A 15,996-nucleotide genomic window follows, 5' to 3' on the forward strand; every position below is an offset into this window, starting at 1 on the left:
CATGGCGACCGTACAGTTAAACACAGAAGAAATATATAGGCTCCTGGAAGACGTTAAAGATCCCGAAATCGATACAGTAAGTATTCTGGATTTAGGGATGGTTGAAGACGTGACGGTTTCGGGCCAGGACGTTTCGGTAAAAATGCTGCCAACTTTTCTTGGGTGCCCGGCATTGTCGATCATTCAAAAAAATGTGGAAACAGCCCTTCGACAGTTGCCTGCCGTAAAAAATGTAAGTGTGGAATTTTTACGTTCCCCTTCCTGGACATCCGATCGAATTACGGAAAAGGGGAAAGCGGGATTGAAGGTTTTCGGAATCTCCCCTCCTCCCCGACAAATGAAAAGTGATGGATCATGGCATGTGGATTGCCCATATTGTGAATCGACATATGTCACGATGGAAAATATCTTCGGTCCAACGGCCTGCCGCAGCATTTTATATTGTAAGGCATGCAAAAATCCGTTCGAAGCGATGAAACCGATGATAAAAATAATCTAATAAAATGGAGGTTTTCTAAAATGGTAAAACTAATCGCCCTTTATAAACAACCTGAAAACAAGGAAGAATTCGATGAGCACTACTTCAATGTACATGGTCCGATAACGGAAAAAATTCCTGGTCTTCAAAAAATGGAGGTCACTAAAATAGTCGGGACACCGATGGGCAAAGACTCTGAGTATCACATTCTATGTGAAATGTATTATGAAGACCATGATGCACTGCAAAAAGGAATGCGTTCTCCTGAGGGCAAAGCATCAGGGAAAGACTTAATGGGCTTTGCGGGGAAACTTGTAACGATGATGATCGGCGAAGAAATAAAATGAATGCGCTTCAATTCATTGAAACGTCAATCGCGGATGGCATTGGTTATATCTCTTTAAATCGGCCGCAGCAACTGAATGCCCTTAACAGGAAAATGGTGAGGGAAATAGTTTTAACCATGGAAGAATTCGACCGGGACCCGCAAGTGAAGGTGATCTTGCTATCGGGTAATGGAAAAGCATTTTCCGCTGGAGCTGATATTGACGAGATGGTGAACGACAATCCAATCAGTATGGAGTTAACGAACCAATTTGCCGATTGGGACCGAATAAGCCTAGTCAAAAAGCCTGTGATTGGTGCGGTGAAAAGTTTTGTATTCGGCGGTGGTTTTGAACTTGCTTTATCCTGTGATTTCCTGATTGCCGCCAGCGATACCCAGTTTTCCTTTCCGGAAGTGACACTAGGGGTCATGCCTGGTGCGGGAGGAACCCAAAGATTGACGAAATTGGTAGGCAAGACAAAGGCACTTGAATGGATGTTGACGGCTGAAAGGATAAAGGCAAAGACAGCTCTGCAATATGGTTTCATCAATAAGATCGTGGCACCTGAATTGTTAATGGAAGAAACGGTTGATTTTGCCAGGAAGATAGCAAAGCAACCCCCGTTAGCTGTAAGGCTGATTAAAGAATCCGTCAATAAAGCCGTTGATTACACCTTATATGAGGGCATGCAATTTGAACGGAAGAACTTCTATATTCTTTTTGCATCAGAGGACCAAAAAGAAGGAATGAAAGCATTTGTAGAAAAAAGAGAGCCGGATTTTACAGGCGGATAAGGGGTGCTCTATGTACGAAACCATCAAATATAGGGTTGAAAATGGAGTGGCATGGCTTACTTTGAACCGTCCTGAAAAACTAAATGCCTTTACGGCCCAAATGAATAAGGAAATACAGAAAGCGATGAAAATATCTGCGGGGTCAGATGAAGTGCGGGCCATTATCATTACTGGGGAAGGCAGGGCCTTTTGTTCGGGGCAGGATTTATCGGATGTTGATGAGGGCATGAATTTAGGCCAAAAGCTGCTTGATGACTACGGTCCGATGATGCAGCAAATAGCAAACTGTGAAAAACCGATCATTGCCGCAGTCAATGGAGTGGCTGCAGGTGCTGGCTTCAGCCTGGCGTTGGCATGCGATTTTCGGCTTGTTTCTGAAAAAGCCAGCTTTTTAAATGCTTTTGTCAATATCGGGTTGATTCCTGATTCGGGGAATCTGTATTACCTTTCGCGGATCGTTGGTCATGCGAAAGCCTTGGAATTATCTTTATTGGGGGAAAAGGTTACGGCTAGCGAGGCGAAAAATATCGGACTCGCTACAAAAGTGATCGTTTTGGAGGAATGGAACGAGGAATTGAAAGCCTTTGCAGAGAATATCGCAAACAAACCAACGAAAGCGATCGGTTTAATCAAAAGATACTTAGAGGCGTCCTATCACCTTTCATTGGAAGAATACTTAAAAGAAGAAGCGGAGGGGCAGCGAATTGCTGGCTTAACGAAAGATTATGCAGAAGGTGTGGCAGCATTCACTGAAAAAAGGAAAGCTCAATTCATAGGCAAGTAATATAGAAAAGGGAGTGGGATTATATGGTTAGAGTACAAGAGGCGGCATTTGAAAAAGCGGAAATGAAGCGTGATTATTATCATCTGATCATTAATGGAGAAAGAGTGGAAAGCTCGGATGGTTCCACGATTGATGCGTATAATCCTGCAACAGGTGAAATCATTGCCAAGGTTGCAAAGGCGACCAAGGAAGATGCAGAAAAGGCTGTTCAAGCTGCACGTGAAGCATTTGATAACGGGAAATGGAAGAGGACACCGATTAACAAACGGTCTCGTGTTTTGAACAAAATTGCAGCGATCATGCGTTCACGCTTTAATGAATTGGTTGAATTGGAAGTCCTGAACAGCGGCAAATCCATCTCTGCAGCTCAAGGCCAAGTCATGCAGGCAATTGAAGATTTCGAGTTTTATGCAGGAGCTTTAGTTGCACATCGCGGATCGGTCAATAATGTTCCTGGTCAATTCCATAATTATACGGAAAAGGAGCCAGTAGGGGTTTGTGCTCAAATCATCCCTTGGAATTACCCTATGATGATGGCTGCGTGGAAAATTGCACCTGCAATCGCAGTCGGCTGTTCGGTCATTGTTAAGCCAGCTTCGTTAACGCCGCTGACTGCCATTGTATTAGGTGAAATCTGTTTAGAAGCTGGTGTTCCTTCCGGCGTGGTCAACATCATTCCAGGACCTGGATCTGACGTAGGGAATTACCTTGTCGAACATCCGAAAGTGAATAAGGTAGCCTTCACGGGTTCTACGCCAATCGGCAGGGATCTCATGGGCAAAGCTTCACAGACATTAAAGAGGGTGACATTGGAGCTTGGCGGTAAGTCCCCTAATATTGTTTTTGAGGATGCAGACCTTGAAGCGGCTATCGATGGATCATTATATGGCATTTTCTACAATACTGGGCAGTCTTGCGAAGCCAGATCCCGTTTATACGTTCACGAAGACATATATGATGAGTTCGTTGCCAGATTCGTAGAAAAAACGAAAAAATTGAAATTGGGCAATCCGCTCGATAAAGAAACACACGTCGGTGCAGTCATAGATCAAGGGCAATTGGATGTCATCGACAATTATGTACAATCTGCCATTACTGATGGAGCGAAAATCCTCACAGGAGGAAAGCCAGCGGTCATCGAAGGCTTCGAAAACGGTTATTGGTATGAACCGACGGTCATTGCGAATGTCAATCATGATATGGATGTTGTGAAAGAGGAAATATTCGGGCCGGTCGTTGTCATAATGAAATTCAAAGATGAAAAAGAAGCCGTGAGACTCGCGAATGATACGGAATTCGGTTTGGGTTCAGCCCTCTGGACAAAAGACGGCGGGCGTGCGACTAGGGTCGCCAATCAAATAGAAGCGGGAATCGTCATGGTGAATTGCCCATTCTCCGCATTTCCTGGAACACCTTTCGGAGGGTATAAGCAATCAGGATTCGGCAGGGAACTTTGTATTGAGACACTTGATCTTTATACAGAAACGAAAAGCATCATTTCCTATCATGGAAGCCGTCCCTTAAATCCCTTTGGAATTTAATAAAACATAAAATAGGCGGCTGGCTGAACGGAATGTCGGAAAAGTAATTCAGGTATGGATGAATGCTGATCTGATTCATCCGCAGCCAGCCCTATTTATTTTTGAAGGAGGAATGAACGAATGATTAGAAATCTAGTGATTGTCGGATCTGGTGTCATGGGCAGGGGAATAGCTTATGTAGGAGCAACAGGGGGCTTTAATGTAGTGCTGGTGGATGTGAATCAGGATGCTTTGGAAAGTGCAAGAAACGAGATAGATGCCATTTTTGAGAAGGGTGTGCGCTATCAAAAAATCACTCAGGAAGAAGCGGCAGCTGCAAAAAGCAGATTTTCCTATTCTTCCAATTTGAAAGAATCAGCAGCATATGCCGACTTGATCATAGAGGCAGTTCCTGAAAAGGCGGAAATTAAGAGGGCAGTCTTTGAAACGATTGAAGTCCATGCAAAAGAAGACTGTTATTTTGCAACCAATACGTCCACGATGAGCCCGACGGAAATTGGTTCTTATGGAAAACGTCCCGAAAAAACGATTGCCATGCATTTTTTCAATCCTGTACAAAAGATGCCGCTCGTTGAAATCGTACGTGGACTTGAAACCAGCGATGAAACGGCAGCCGTAATAAAAGAGGTAGCCGGAAAAATGGGAAAAGAAACAGTGGTCATAAATGAATTCCCTGGGTTTGTAACCAGCAGGATCAGCTGTTTGGTAGGAAATGAAGCCTTCTTTATGCTTCAAGAAGGTTTAGGCACACCAGAGGAAATCGATAAGGCAATAAAGTTAGGGCTGAATTACCCAATGGGTCCATTTGAGCTAGGTGATTTGGTGGGACTGGATGCCCGATTGAATAATTTAAAATACTTACATAGTAAGCTTGGTGAGAAATACCGCCCGGCTCCCCTCCTTGAACAGTATGTTAAAGCTGGCAGGCTCGGCCGTAAATCAGGTAAAGGTGTGTACGATTATACAAAAGACGGCGAGCTGGTGAGGAAATGAAGGATGTTGTGATCATTGATGCTGTGAGAACACCAATCGGAAGATATAAAGGCGCATTGAAAAGCGTTCGACCGGATGACCTAGGTGCAATTGTAATCAAGGCGCTGACCGATCGCAATCCAGAGCTGCCGCCAGATCAAATTGAGGATGTCATCTTCGGGAATGCAAATCAAGCCGGAGAGGATAATCGCGATGTGGCCCGGATGTCCGCCCTTTTAGCTGGTCTTCCGGTAAATGTAGGTGGAACGACAATAAATCGCTTATGTGGATCCGGATTGGATGCCGTCATGTATGCTGCACGCTCCATTGCAGTTGGTGAAGGCGATATTTATATCGCAGGCGGTACTGAAAGCATGACAAGGGCGCCGTACGTCATGGCCAAACCTGAGAGTGAATTTCCTCGGGGTTCAATGGAGCTTCAGGATACAACGATCGGATGGCGTTTCACGAATGAGAAACTTAAAGAAATGTATGGTGCGGATTCCATGCCTCAAACGGCTGAAAACGTCGCCCTGCGTTTTTCGGTTTCAAGGGAGGACCAAGATCAATTCGCGTATCAAAGCCAGCAAAGAGCGAAAAAAGCAGTGGAAAATGAGCGTTTCATTACTGAAATCGTACCTGTTCGATATACGGATCGTAAAGGGAATGAGGTCATTATCGAGAAGGATGAACACCCTCGTCCTGACACGACCATCGAAAAGTTGGAAAAACTCAAACCGATCTTTAAAGGCGGCACCGTAACGGCCGGTAATGCTTCAGGTGTAAATGATGGAGCCTCGGCATTACTTTTGATGAGTGCAGAAAAAGCACGGGAGCTTGGATTGAAGCCTCTGGCCAAATATGTTGTAGGGGCGGTAGCGGGCTTAGAACCGTCCATTATGGGCCTTGGTCCGATTCATGCCACTAAAAAGGCATTGGAGAGGGCAAGCTTGACGATTGAAGACATCGGGCTAGTGGAATTGAATGAAGCATTCGCTTCCCAATCCTTGGAGTGCATCCGCCAGTTGAAATTGGATCAGGAGAAAGTGAATGTCAATGGCGGGGCAATAGCGTTTGGCCATCCCCTCGGTGCAAGCGGGGCGCGTATTTTAACAACACTTGTCCACGAAATGAAAAAGCGGAAAGTACGCTATGGTCTTGCGACGATGTGTGTAGGCGTTGGCCAAGGCATATCGGCCATTATAGAAAATATCGAGACAAATTAAGGGGAGGTGCCTCATGTCCAAGGTTATTTATGAAGTGATAAATCAAATCGGCTATATAACAGTGAATCGGCCCGACGTATTGAACTGCTTCGACTATGGGACACTTTGTGAACTTCAGGAAGTCATCGATGCAGTTTATTATGACGGCAATATCCGTGTCGTCATTTTCACCGGTGCTGGGGAAAAAGCATTCAGCGCGGGTGCGGATTTGAAAGAAAGAAAGTCTTTGAATGATGCGGAAGTAAGAAGGAACGTTAAAGCGATTCGTGATGTTTTTAATAGTATCGCAGGGCTTCCGCAGCCAACCATAGCTGCCGTCAATGGATATGCATTGGGGGGAGGATTTGAATGGATGCTTTCATGTGACTTTGCAATTGCAGCCGAAGGTGTTTCTATGGGGCTCACTGAAACTAGCTGGGCCATTATTCCTGGGGCAGGCGGTACACAGCGGCTGCCGAGATTGATTGGGGAAATGAAAGCGAAGGAATTGATCTTCACTGCTAAAAAATTGACTGCAGAAGAGGCATGTCAATTAGGGATCATTTTGAAGGTCGTGCCAAGGGATCAACTAATGTCAGCTTGTGGAGAATTGGCAGCCAATATCATGAAAAACGGGCCGATTGCAGTCAAACAAGCCAAATATGCGATTGACCAAGGAATGAATACGGACTTGCAAACCGGAATGGCCATAGAAGGTAAAGCCTATGAATTGACTATCCCGACTCAAGACAGATCGGAAGCGCTGCTGGCATTTAGTGAACGGAGAAAAGCACGGTTTACTGGTGATTGATATTGCGCTTTCATTAAAAAAAGATATAATAATTATTATGTCTTCCGTGTGAAAACAGTAACAATGTTAGGACGAGGTGAGAAGGATAGGTACTAATACACAATCCATGATTTTTACGATATACGGCGATTATATCCGTAACTATGGAAGTAAGATCTGGATAGGCAGTTTAATTCGTTTGTTAAAGGAATTCGGCCATAATGAGCAGGGCGTTCGTGTAGCCGTTTCACGAATGGTCAAGCAAGGGTGGATTCAGTCGGAGAAGCAGGGAAATAAAAGCTATTACTTTTTGACTGATCGCGGTGTGCAGAGAATGGATGAAGCGGCCAACCGCATATATAAGATGAAACCGAATGAATGGGACGGTAAATGGCGTATCTTAATGTACACGATCCCTGAAGATAAGCGGCAATTACGAGATGATCTCCGTAAAGAATTATTATGGAGCGGGTTTGGCAGTTTTTCAAGTGGTTGCTGGATTTCCCCTAATGATTTGGAGAAACAAATCAACCGCTTGATCGAGAAATATGACATAGATGAATATGTTGATTTTTTCATTTCGGAGTACAAAGGTCCAAAGGAAAACCAATCGCTTGTCGAGAAGAGCTGGCATTTAGAAGAGATTGAAAATAAATATGAAGAATTCATCGAGAAATACAGCAAACAATTCATCGTTCATCAAAGCATCATTAGCAGGGGCGAAATGTCCGATGCTGATTGTTTTGTGGAACGAACGAACTTGGTGCATGAATACCGTAAATTTTTATTTATCGATCCGGGCCTGCCAAAGGAACTTCTGCCTTCAAAGTGGAATGGCAATCATGCTGCTCTTTTATTTAGCCAGTATTATCAAGTCTTGGCTGAACCAGCAAGCCGTTTTTTTGAAAGCGTATTTCAGGAAAACAATGATTTATGCCGGAAAGATGAAACCTATGATGCCAAGGACCATCCACTGATCATTAAGTGAAAAAGAGCTTCAGCCAGTCGTTAACTACGACTTGCCGAGGCTCTTTTCACATTATCATTTTCGACTCTTGCTTTTAATTAATCAAGTATCCCTTTGAAGTCTTTTCCTTTTTGAACATATGTATCGATTGAAAGTTGGATCAATTCAAGATCTTTATCATTCAATCTGCGAACCACTTTCCCCGGGGAACCAATAACCAGTGAACGTGGAGGTATGATTTTGCCAGAGGAAATCAATGTGTTCGCTCCGACGATGCATTCTTCGCCAATCTCTACATTATCCAATATCGTTGATCCCATACCGATAATGGAGCGTTTGCCTATTTTACAGCCATGCAGGATGACATTGTGACCAACCGTCACTTCGTCTTCAATGACAACTGGGCATCCTTCGAATAAATGAATGGTGGAATTATCTTGTATACTGCATTTTTCTCCTATTGTAATTGAATCTTCATCACCGCGCAGTACGGAATTAAACCAAATGGTCGAGTCTTTCCCGATCGAAACATCACCGATTAAATGAGCGCCGGGTGCCACGAAAACAGTATCATCAATGGAAGGTTTTTTATTATTGTATGGAATAATCATAGTCTCGCTCCTTTTTGAAAAGTCAGAATTGTTTTTCTAATGAATATAGTATAACATTAAATTGACAGGGAGGGATGAAAGTGAAATATATTTGTGAACTTTTTGCGATAAAATATCCCATTATACAAGGCGGCATGGGGAATATAAGCAATGCAAGTCTTGCGGCTGCAGTATCCAATGCAGGAGGACTTGGGACAATAGGGTGCGGTACCATGAATCCTGAACAGGTGGAAGCCATCATTCTCGAAACCAAAGATAAAACCAATAACAATTTCGCGTTGAACATTCCAATAAATGTTAGTCCATATACAGATGAGTTAGTGAATCTTGTCCTGAAGCATGAAATACCTGTAGTTTCCTTATCTGCAGGAAATCCTGCCCCTTTCATTCCGCTATTGCAAAAAAAGAATATAAAAGTGATTGCCATCGTTGCGTCGGTCAAGCACGCGCAAAAAGCGCAAGCAGCAGGGGCTGATGTGTTGGTCGCAGAAGGGTTTGAAGCTGCCGGCATCAACTCGAACCTGGAAATGACGACCTTTACACTCATTCCGCAAATCAGCAAGCATGTGACGCTCCCGGTTTTGGCAGCTGGCGGAATAGGCAATGGACAGGGTTTGGCAGCGGCATTGATGCTGGGGGCTTCAGGAGTCCAATTGGGAACCAGGCTGATCGCTACACAAGAGGCACCGTTCCATCCGTCATATAAACAGAAACTAATCGAAGCTATGGGCAATGATACGGTAATTTTGGGCAGAACGTTTGGCCAGGTCAGAAGGGTATTGAAGGATCCATATACCGAGAAAGTCCTTGATTTGGAAAAACAGGGGCTGTCTCCTGTGAATTATCGTGAAATGACCTCTGAGGTCCATCATATTAATGGCGCGATGAACGGGGATGTTAACAATGGTTTTATGAACAGCGGCCAGGTTGCCGGATTGATTGACGATATACCCACGGTAAAGGAATTACTTGATGGCATGATGAAAGATGCAAAAAAACAAATGGAAGATGGATTGAGGAGGCTCTCTGCCCCTTTTATGATTTGAGAGGGGTACAGATCTTGTCATGGGTACATCTCTACCCATTTAGGGGCTATTCACTTGTTTAACTATAACGAATGCTTGAGGTCAATTCGTCCTCAAGTTTTTTTCGTTTCGGGACATCTGATATTCTATTATCGTTCTTTTTACAAGCGTAGTTCTATAGTGAATAGCCCGATAACAAAATATGGACTCCATAAGAACACTGTTTTAGGATAACATTATAGAAAAATGCGGGTTAACTTGTGATACAATGGACAATGTCCTTTTTGACATCATGGGTGCCCGCATTCATCTTGGAGCACCCCTTTTTATATGTAATAAAAGTTAGAAAAGGGGAAACCTCAATGGAAACTTTAATTATGGATATGATTGAAGCGTTTAAATCTTTATCTTATTTCGGTGTTTTGCTAGCTTTGACTTTTGAATTCATTCCTGCTGAAATAGTTTTGCCACTTGCAGGATACTGGGTTTATCAAGGTGATATGAATTTATACTTGACTATCCTTGCCGGTTCGCTTGGCGGGGTAACGGGCCCATTGACGCTTTATGCCTTAGGCAAGTATGGCGGGAGACCGCTTGTATTAAAGTTCGGAAAATACTTTTTGATCAAAGATGAGCAGCTGAACAAAGCTGACCGCTTCTTTGAAAGGTATGGTGGGGGAATTGCCTTCTTTGGACGGTTTGTACCAGGTATACGTACCGCCGTGTCGCTGCCATGCGGAATATTGAAAATGAATATTTGGAAATTCATATTATATACTTATATGGCGATGCTTCCTGTTACAAGCGTTTATGTTTATTTAGGGTTTAAGTTAGGACCTAGATGGGAGCAGGCGGGAGCCATCTTTTCACAATATGCGAATTTCTTGCTTATCCCTATTGCACTTATAGTCATTTGGTTCATTATGAAGACTCGAAAACAAAAGCAAAGAGAAAAAATAAAAGTCAATTCATAACAAAGAAGGCGCCATGCTCAGGCGCCTTTTTGATTTAGTATATTAGCAGCATCCACCGAAGCCGCCGCCGCCGAATCCCCAACTGCATCCGATGATGATCAACAAGATGAATAATACGATCAGCAATGCAAATCCGTTATCGAAACCGCCGCAGCCGCCACCGCCGCCACAACATTCGTTACCATTTCCACCCATTTGATTTCCTCCTCATACATATTATGAATTACATACCTAGCAAAACATCTTTACCGGGAATACTTCATACTATGTATTCTAGGCCGAAGTGTTTGCTTATTCATAAAAAATGGGCGTGGGCAAAATCAAGGGAATAAGCCCGAATATTTTTTTGATTTTGTTTTAAATGTTATAATATACCATGTGGATTGTGGGGGAAGGGAGCTGAACTAACTCATGAAAGTTGCCATTATTACGGATGTGCATGGTAATGCTTCAGCGTTGAAAGCCGTTCTTAGGGATATTGATCAAAGGGGAGATATAGATCGTCTCTATTGTTTGGGAGATATGGTCGGGATTGGTCCGGATACTAATGAAGTCCTTGAACTTTTATTTTCAAGAAATGATGTATCGATGATAACTGGAAATCATGATGAAGCTGTCCTGGCCATCATTAACGGGGAGCCGCATCCGGACGGTCATATTCATGTTAAGGAGCATCATGAATGGATAGCTGAAAGGATGCATAGGAAATTCATAAATGAATTGGAAAAATTGCCTCGGACCATACATCATATCATTAATGATCACTCCGTTTACTTCACCCATTATCACATGGAATCGAAGAAATTGGATGAGCACATAAGCCAAAATCCATTTAGTAAAATCGTTGAACCGAGTTTAAGTAACTTAGAAACGCTTTTCAAAGATCAGCATCACGATTTAATCGGATTTGGACATCATCATCCCATCCACCTTTTTAAAAATGACCGAACGATATTCCTGAACCCTGGTTCTCTTGGCTGTAATGGTGAACCAGTTGCCCCTTATGCGATTGTTGCGATTGAAAATACCGGTATTCAGGTAAATCTTGAAAAAGTCGCCTATGATAATACATCGTTCCTGTCATCGTATCAAAGCTTACAAGTCCCAGAGCATGAATTCATTATTCGTGCCTTCCATGGCGGCCAGCAGGTCTAGGACGTTTAAAAAAGATGAAGTATGGGGAAATGTTGAGCATAAAGGTACATGCCTGTGGATACGATAATAGGCAAACTCAACGAAGCTGGAGGTATGTCATGAAGGAAAAGGAACGGGTAGTAAATCAAGAGCAGGAAGAGATGGAAGGGCACAGTTTTGTTTGTAATGATGAATTGTTTAATAAGGATCTGTACGCCATTGTCGATGATACGATGAAAGAGGAAGGATAAACGGGAAAAACGCTGCAGGTAATGTCTGTAGCGTTTATTTTTACTTTGAAATGGCTGAAGCCAGAATTTAGGGTTTTCGTAAAAGATCACGTCCTCCTGATTCCATCACTCTTTTTACCGCCAGTGAATCCCGGAAGTGAATCATTTGAAACCATTCTGGATTTATCCCATACTATATATAAGTTTCAAATCCGAGAGGAGGGATGGCATGGGACATCATCATGGTCACTCCCATGATCATGGGCACGGACACCACCACCATTCTAATAATAAAAAAGCCTTGTTGGCATCTTTCTTATTAATCTCCACATTCATGATCGTCGAGGTCATTGGCGGATTCTTGACAAATAGTCTGGCTTTACTGTCGGATGCAGGTCACATGCTTAGCGATGCAGCAGCTTTAGGGCTTAGTTATACAGCGATAAGGTTGGGGGAAAGGAAAGCGACATCGTCCAAATCGTTTGGATATAAACGGTTTGAAATCATTGCTGCTTGTTTGAATGGATTGACCTTGATCGTCATATCCGTATTCATTTTCGTCGAGGCAATTAAGAGGTTCCTGGATCCCCCTGAGGTGCAAAGCTTGGGAATGCTAATGATTTCAATCATCGGCTTACTTGTTAATATCATTGCGGCCTGGATTTTAATGAGCGGAGATAAGGAAGACAATTTGAATGTACGGAGTGCCTTTTTACATGTCATTGGTGATATGCTTGGATCGGTGGGTGCCATTGCTGCCGCACTCTTGATTTATTTTTTCGATTGGGGAATTGCAGATCCGATTGCGAGCGTCATAGTCGCGATTTTAATCATTATCAGCGGTTTTAGGGTAGTGAGGGATTCTTTCCATATCTTGATGGAGGGCACACCAGACCAAGTCGATATGGATGCAGTGAAAGCATCCTTGATGGAATTGGATGGTGTATCAGATGTCCATGATCTTCATATCTGGACGATCACCTCTGGCTTTTTGACAATGAGCTGCCATGCTGTCATAGATGAGAACGGTAATCACGATTCCGTTTTAGCAGAAGCGCAAAAACTACTTCATAATCAGTTTGGAATTGAACATAGCACGATCCAAGTGGAAAGACAGGAAGCGGGTTGTCCGAATCCACACGAGACATGTAATTGAAAAGGGCTGGCTCAGTTTAGAGCCAGCCTCTTAAGAGTGTATTTTCTGGATGATCATTACGACCATGCAGAAGCATTCCTGTTAAAATGAATCGAGATCACTTACACAAGGTTATTATGTGAAAACATCGGCTAATTTTACTGCGAACATAATCCTGACACATAAAAATGGTAAGATTGAGGGAAAATGCTTGGTCTTTTTAATAGTTAGCATATATAAAATGATTCCACTATAATTCAGTAAGGAGGAATCCGTCAATGAAGAAAATTCTTGTAGTAGAAGATGAAATTGCCATATCGATGGTATTGAAAGCATATTTGGAGCGGGAAGGTTTTGATGTAGTCCAAGTTTACGATGGGCTAAAGGCCATTCCGGTGTTTGAAGAAACGAAGCCAGACCTTGTCCTGCTTGATGTCATGCTTCCTGGTAAGGAAGGCTGGGATATACTGAAGGAAATTCGGGAGGACGATACATGTCCGGTTATCATGTTGACTGCACTGACAGATGTCGATTACAGATTATCGGGATTTAAGTCAGGTGCGGATGATTACATCTCCAAACCCTTTGTTGCCGAAGAAGTCGTGGCCCGGGTGCATGCCGTTTTAAGAAGATCATCATCGGTTGTTACGGAAGATGGTCATGTACATCAATTTGGGAGTTTAACCATCGATGATCTGTCTTATAAGGTGCATTTGAATGGGGAAGAGATAAACTTGACGCCGCGTGATTTGTCGCTGCTCGTTTTTTTCGCTAAGCACCCTAATCAAATTTTCACGAGAGAACAGCTGCTTGACCAAGTGTGGGGCATAGATTATGACGGCAGTGACCGTGCGGTGGACCTGGCGATCAAACGAATCAGGAAGGCGATAGATGCATGGCCTGTAACTGAGGGGGAAATAAAAACATTGCGTGGATTGGGGTATCAATTGAGTGTCTATGAAAACTAAAAAAAGAACCACTTTACAACGCTATTGGACAAAGAGATACGTATTGACCTTGATTTCAGGTTTGATATTATTGTCTGTTTTTTCCTTATGGTGGATGGAAAAAACGGCTTTGGAATATAGGCTCAGCCTTCTTAAATACTTAGCTGATGAAACATCCGATCGCGCGATTAAGGAAAATGGCCAGATTGTCGTTGGTCCGATCCTTTCGGAAATTGTTGAGGAAAGGGAGAAAATCCTCCATCTGAACCAACAGCCAATCATCTATATCGTCGATCCCGATGCCACCATCATATATACGATGCCACAATTGTATATCGATCCGGATGAAAATAAACTCCCGGACGTCATCATGAAAAATACGGAGTTAGTCCAGAAGGTCAAGATTTCAGACAACAAAGTATATGTCGTAAAATCCCCCATTACTTTTAACGATGAGACGAGAGGCTGGGTGGTCATTGCCCAGGAAGAAGGGGCATTGAAGGAAATCAACCAAGACCATGGCTTGTTGGCGATCATGATTGGAGGCCTTCTGATTCTGGGGACGGGAGTCATTTATTTTCTTTCCAGGCAAATTTCGCGCCCCATCCAAGACGTAGCTAACGCCGCTGTCCAGGTTCGTGAAGGCAACTATGATATCCATTTCAAAGAGGAAGAGGAAATCAAGGAAGAAGAAATTTATGAACTGATAGAATCATTTAAGGAAATGACCAATCGATTGAAGGTCATGGAGAAGTTGCGGGCTGAATTGCTTGCAGGCGTAACCCATGATTTGAAAACACCAGTAACTTCCATTAGCGGACTGATACAAGCGGTTAAGGACGATGTCGTTAAGGGAGAGCAAAGTAAGGAATTCCTCGATATTTCCTTAAAGGAAACTCAGCGATTACAAGGTATGATAGAGGATTTACTCAATTATAATGCCATATCGGCAGGCGCTTTTAAAATCCGGGTACAAAAAGAGAATATCAATATATTCATCAAGGAAATCGCCTATCGCTGGCAGGTGACCCAGGATGATGATCAAGCGTTCGCTTTTGAGATAAAAGTTCCTGATGAACCGGTCTTTGGTCAAATTGATTCATTGCGGATGCAGCAAATCGTCATTAACCTTTTGAATAATGCCAGACATGCACTTGACGGCAAAGGGAAAATAGCGATTCACCTTTATGAAAAGGATGAAGAACGGATCTGCATTGATGTACTGGACAGCGGGCGGGGGATTCCGAAACATGAACAGCAATATGTGTTCGAACCATTTTATCGAGGTGAAAACAAAAAGCTGAAGGTACGTGGGTTAGGTTTGGGACTGCCATTCAGTAAGATGCTCGCAAAAGCGCAAAAGGGAGATCTTGTGCTTAAGGATAGCGATGAACAAGGCACCACCTTCACGATTGTCATAGAGAAAGGGGATAAGATATAAAAAAGGGTTGTCCGATGTAATGGACAACCCTCTTATTATGCAGAATGTTAACTGATTAAGCCAATTGGCTGATTGCACGCCATAATTGTACATGACGGACCTTCCTTGGAAGGAAGCGTCCCATTTCTTCTTCATTATATCCTGCATGCAAGTTCTTATGGTCGAAAATGATTGGCCGGCGAAGTAAATCCGGGTTATCTTGAATAAGCTTGCAAAGATCATTAAGTGGTGTATTATTTATATCGATATTCAGGCTTTTGAATTTTTTGGAACGGGTTGAGATGATTTCATCTGTCCCGCCTTCCGTTTTACGTAAAATCTCTTTTATTTCTTCTATAGAAAGTGGTTGGGAATATAGGTTACGTTCATTAAAGGAAATTTCGTTCTTCTTAAGCCAAGCTTTTGCTTTACGACAGGCTAAACTGCTTGGGGTAGTATAAATTGTTACCATTAAAATCGACTCCTTCAAAGTTTTCAAGTTTATTGGAATGAAATTATTTTTATATTTGTGATACTCTTACTTTAACGTTCCTTTGTGTCAGCAAGATGTCAAGAAAAATAAACTTAAATGTTATTTTAAAAAAGAAAGGGAGAAAATGAAATGGAATCTGCCTTTAATGAAAAAGAAACGGTTTGGGTAAT

The 15,996-nt window shown here is 42.8% G+C and carries 19 protein-coding genes; 16 read left to right on the top strand and 3 right to left on the bottom strand.

All coding sequences use genetic code 11. The features are described 5' to 3' along the window. Position 1: 1 nt before the first annotated feature. The 9 genes from paaD to paaX all read left to right on the top strand — a co-directional run bounded on the left by paaD (position 2) and on the right by paaX (position 7,878). Positions 2-499, top strand: coding sequence for a 1,2-phenylacetyl-CoA epoxidase subunit PaaD (gene paaD, locus ACQKMF_RS21875; protein ID WP_101224271.1), 498 nt, complete (start codon positions 2-4; stop codon positions 497-499). A gap of 20 nt (positions 500-519) precedes the next feature. Beyond that, complete coding sequence (locus ACQKMF_RS21880) at positions 520-825, top strand: EthD family reductase (RefSeq protein WP_098372584.1); 306 nt, start codon at positions 520-522, stop codon at positions 823-825. Then, positions 822-1,598 (top strand): enoyl-CoA hydratase/isomerase family protein, encoded by a 777-nt coding sequence (locus ACQKMF_RS21885; RefSeq protein WP_260356843.1) that lies wholly within the window; start codon positions 822-824, stop codon positions 1,596-1,598. Before ACQKMF_RS21880 ends, ACQKMF_RS21885 begins: the two co-directional genes overlap by 4 nt. Before the next feature lie 10 nt (positions 1,599-1,608). Further along, positions 1,609-2,382 (top strand): enoyl-CoA hydratase-related protein, encoded by a 774-nt coding sequence (locus tag ACQKMF_RS21890; RefSeq protein ID WP_427574950.1) that lies wholly within the window; start codon positions 1,609-1,611, stop codon positions 2,380-2,382. Between the two features lie 23 nt (positions 2,383-2,405). After that, positions 2,406-3,923 carry an aldehyde dehydrogenase family protein gene (locus tag ACQKMF_RS21895; RefSeq protein WP_230177277.1) on the top strand — a complete coding sequence of 506 codons (1,518 nt, stop codon included), beginning with the start codon at positions 2,406-2,408 and terminating at the stop codon, positions 3,921-3,923. 120 nt (positions 3,924-4,043) lie between these two features. Further along, on the top strand, positions 4,044-4,916 hold the full coding sequence (locus tag ACQKMF_RS21900) for a 3-hydroxyacyl-CoA dehydrogenase (protein ID WP_230177278.1): 873 nt from the start codon (positions 4,044-4,046) through the stop codon (positions 4,914-4,916). Next, complete coding sequence (locus ACQKMF_RS21905; protein WP_101224266.1) at positions 4,913-6,121, top strand: acetyl-CoA C-acyltransferase; 1,209 nt, start codon at positions 4,913-4,915, stop codon at positions 6,119-6,121. The genes ACQKMF_RS21900 and ACQKMF_RS21905 overlap by 4 nt, the downstream gene beginning before the upstream one ends. A 13-nt stretch (positions 6,122-6,134) precedes the next feature. Continuing rightward, positions 6,135-6,911 (top strand): enoyl-CoA hydratase-related protein, encoded by a 777-nt coding sequence (locus ACQKMF_RS21910; protein WP_427574953.1) that lies wholly within the window; start codon positions 6,135-6,137, stop codon positions 6,909-6,911. A gap of 85 nt (positions 6,912-6,996) precedes the next feature. After that, a complete protein-coding gene (gene paaX, locus ACQKMF_RS21915) occupies positions 6,997-7,878 on the top strand; it encodes a phenylacetic acid degradation operon negative regulatory protein PaaX (protein ID WP_096339984.1) in 882 nt (293 codons plus the stop codon). Between the two features lie 77 nt (positions 7,879-7,955). Here paaX and ACQKMF_RS21920 read toward each other — a convergent pair whose 3' ends face one another. Beyond that, a complete protein-coding gene (locus ACQKMF_RS21920; protein ID WP_034314889.1) occupies positions 7,956-8,468 on the bottom strand; it encodes a gamma carbonic anhydrase family protein in 513 nt (170 codons plus the stop codon). 80 nt (positions 8,469-8,548) lie between these two features. Between ACQKMF_RS21920 and ACQKMF_RS21925 the strand changes: the two genes are divergently transcribed. Together ACQKMF_RS21925 and ACQKMF_RS21930 are read left to right on the top strand one after the other, a co-directional pair. Beyond that, on the top strand, positions 8,549-9,514 hold the full coding sequence (locus ACQKMF_RS21925; RefSeq protein WP_101224264.1) for an NAD(P)H-dependent flavin oxidoreductase: 966 nt from the start codon (positions 8,549-8,551) through the stop codon (positions 9,512-9,514). Positions 9,515-9,855: 341 nt separating this feature from the next. Beyond that, entirely contained in the window at positions 9,856-10,467 is a 612-nt protein-coding gene (locus tag ACQKMF_RS21930; protein WP_230177286.1) for a DedA family protein, read from the top strand. 42 nt (positions 10,468-10,509) lie between these two features. On the opposite strand, the gene ACQKMF_RS21935 is transcribed toward ACQKMF_RS21930, so the two are convergent. Beyond that, positions 10,510-10,662, bottom strand: coding sequence for a YjcZ family sporulation protein (locus ACQKMF_RS21935; RefSeq protein ID WP_214743454.1), 153 nt, complete (start codon positions 10,660-10,662; stop codon positions 10,510-10,512). Positions 10,663-10,878: 216 nt separating this feature from the next. Here ACQKMF_RS21935 and ACQKMF_RS21940 point away from each other — a divergent pair, with 216 nt between their 5' ends. The 5 genes from ACQKMF_RS21940 (at position 10,879) to ACQKMF_RS21960 (ending at position 15,354) form a co-directional block, all read left to right on the top strand. Then, on the top strand, positions 10,879-11,622 hold the full coding sequence (locus tag ACQKMF_RS21940) for a metallophosphoesterase family protein (protein WP_402941065.1): 744 nt from the start codon (positions 10,879-10,881) through the stop codon (positions 11,620-11,622). A gap of 98 nt (positions 11,623-11,720) precedes the next feature. Further along, positions 11,721-11,852, top strand: a complete 132-nt coding sequence (locus tag ACQKMF_RS21945; protein ID WP_260356845.1) for a hypothetical protein — start codon at positions 11,721-11,723, stop codon at positions 11,850-11,852. Between the two features lie 208 nt (positions 11,853-12,060). Then, the gene (locus ACQKMF_RS21950; RefSeq protein ID WP_427574957.1) at positions 12,061-12,987 is read left to right on the top strand and encodes a cation diffusion facilitator family transporter; all 927 of its coding nucleotides are present in this window, start codon (positions 12,061-12,063) and stop codon (positions 12,985-12,987) included. 257 nt (positions 12,988-13,244) lie between these two features. Beyond that, a complete protein-coding gene (locus ACQKMF_RS21955) occupies positions 13,245-13,934 on the top strand; it encodes a response regulator transcription factor (RefSeq protein WP_402941072.1) in 690 nt (229 codons plus the stop codon). Next, positions 13,924-15,354: a HAMP domain-containing sensor histidine kinase gene (locus tag ACQKMF_RS21960; RefSeq protein ID WP_427575038.1), complete on the top strand. Its 1,431-nt coding sequence runs from the start codon at positions 13,924-13,926 to the stop codon at positions 15,352-15,354. Before ACQKMF_RS21955 ends, ACQKMF_RS21960 begins: the two co-directional genes overlap by 11 nt. Positions 15,355-15,409: 55 nt before the next feature. Here the strand turns inward: ACQKMF_RS21960 and spx are convergent, their stop codons facing one another. Further along, entirely contained in the window at positions 15,410-15,805 is a 396-nt protein-coding gene (spx, locus tag ACQKMF_RS21965) for a transcriptional regulator Spx (RefSeq protein ID WP_034314875.1), read from the bottom strand. Positions 15,806-15,996: the final 191 nt, after the last annotated feature.

The sequence above is a fragment of the Peribacillus sp. NPDC101480 genome, assembly GCF_050277335.1.
Taxonomy (GTDB): Bacteria; Bacillota; Bacilli; order Bacillales; family DSM-1321; genus Peribacillus.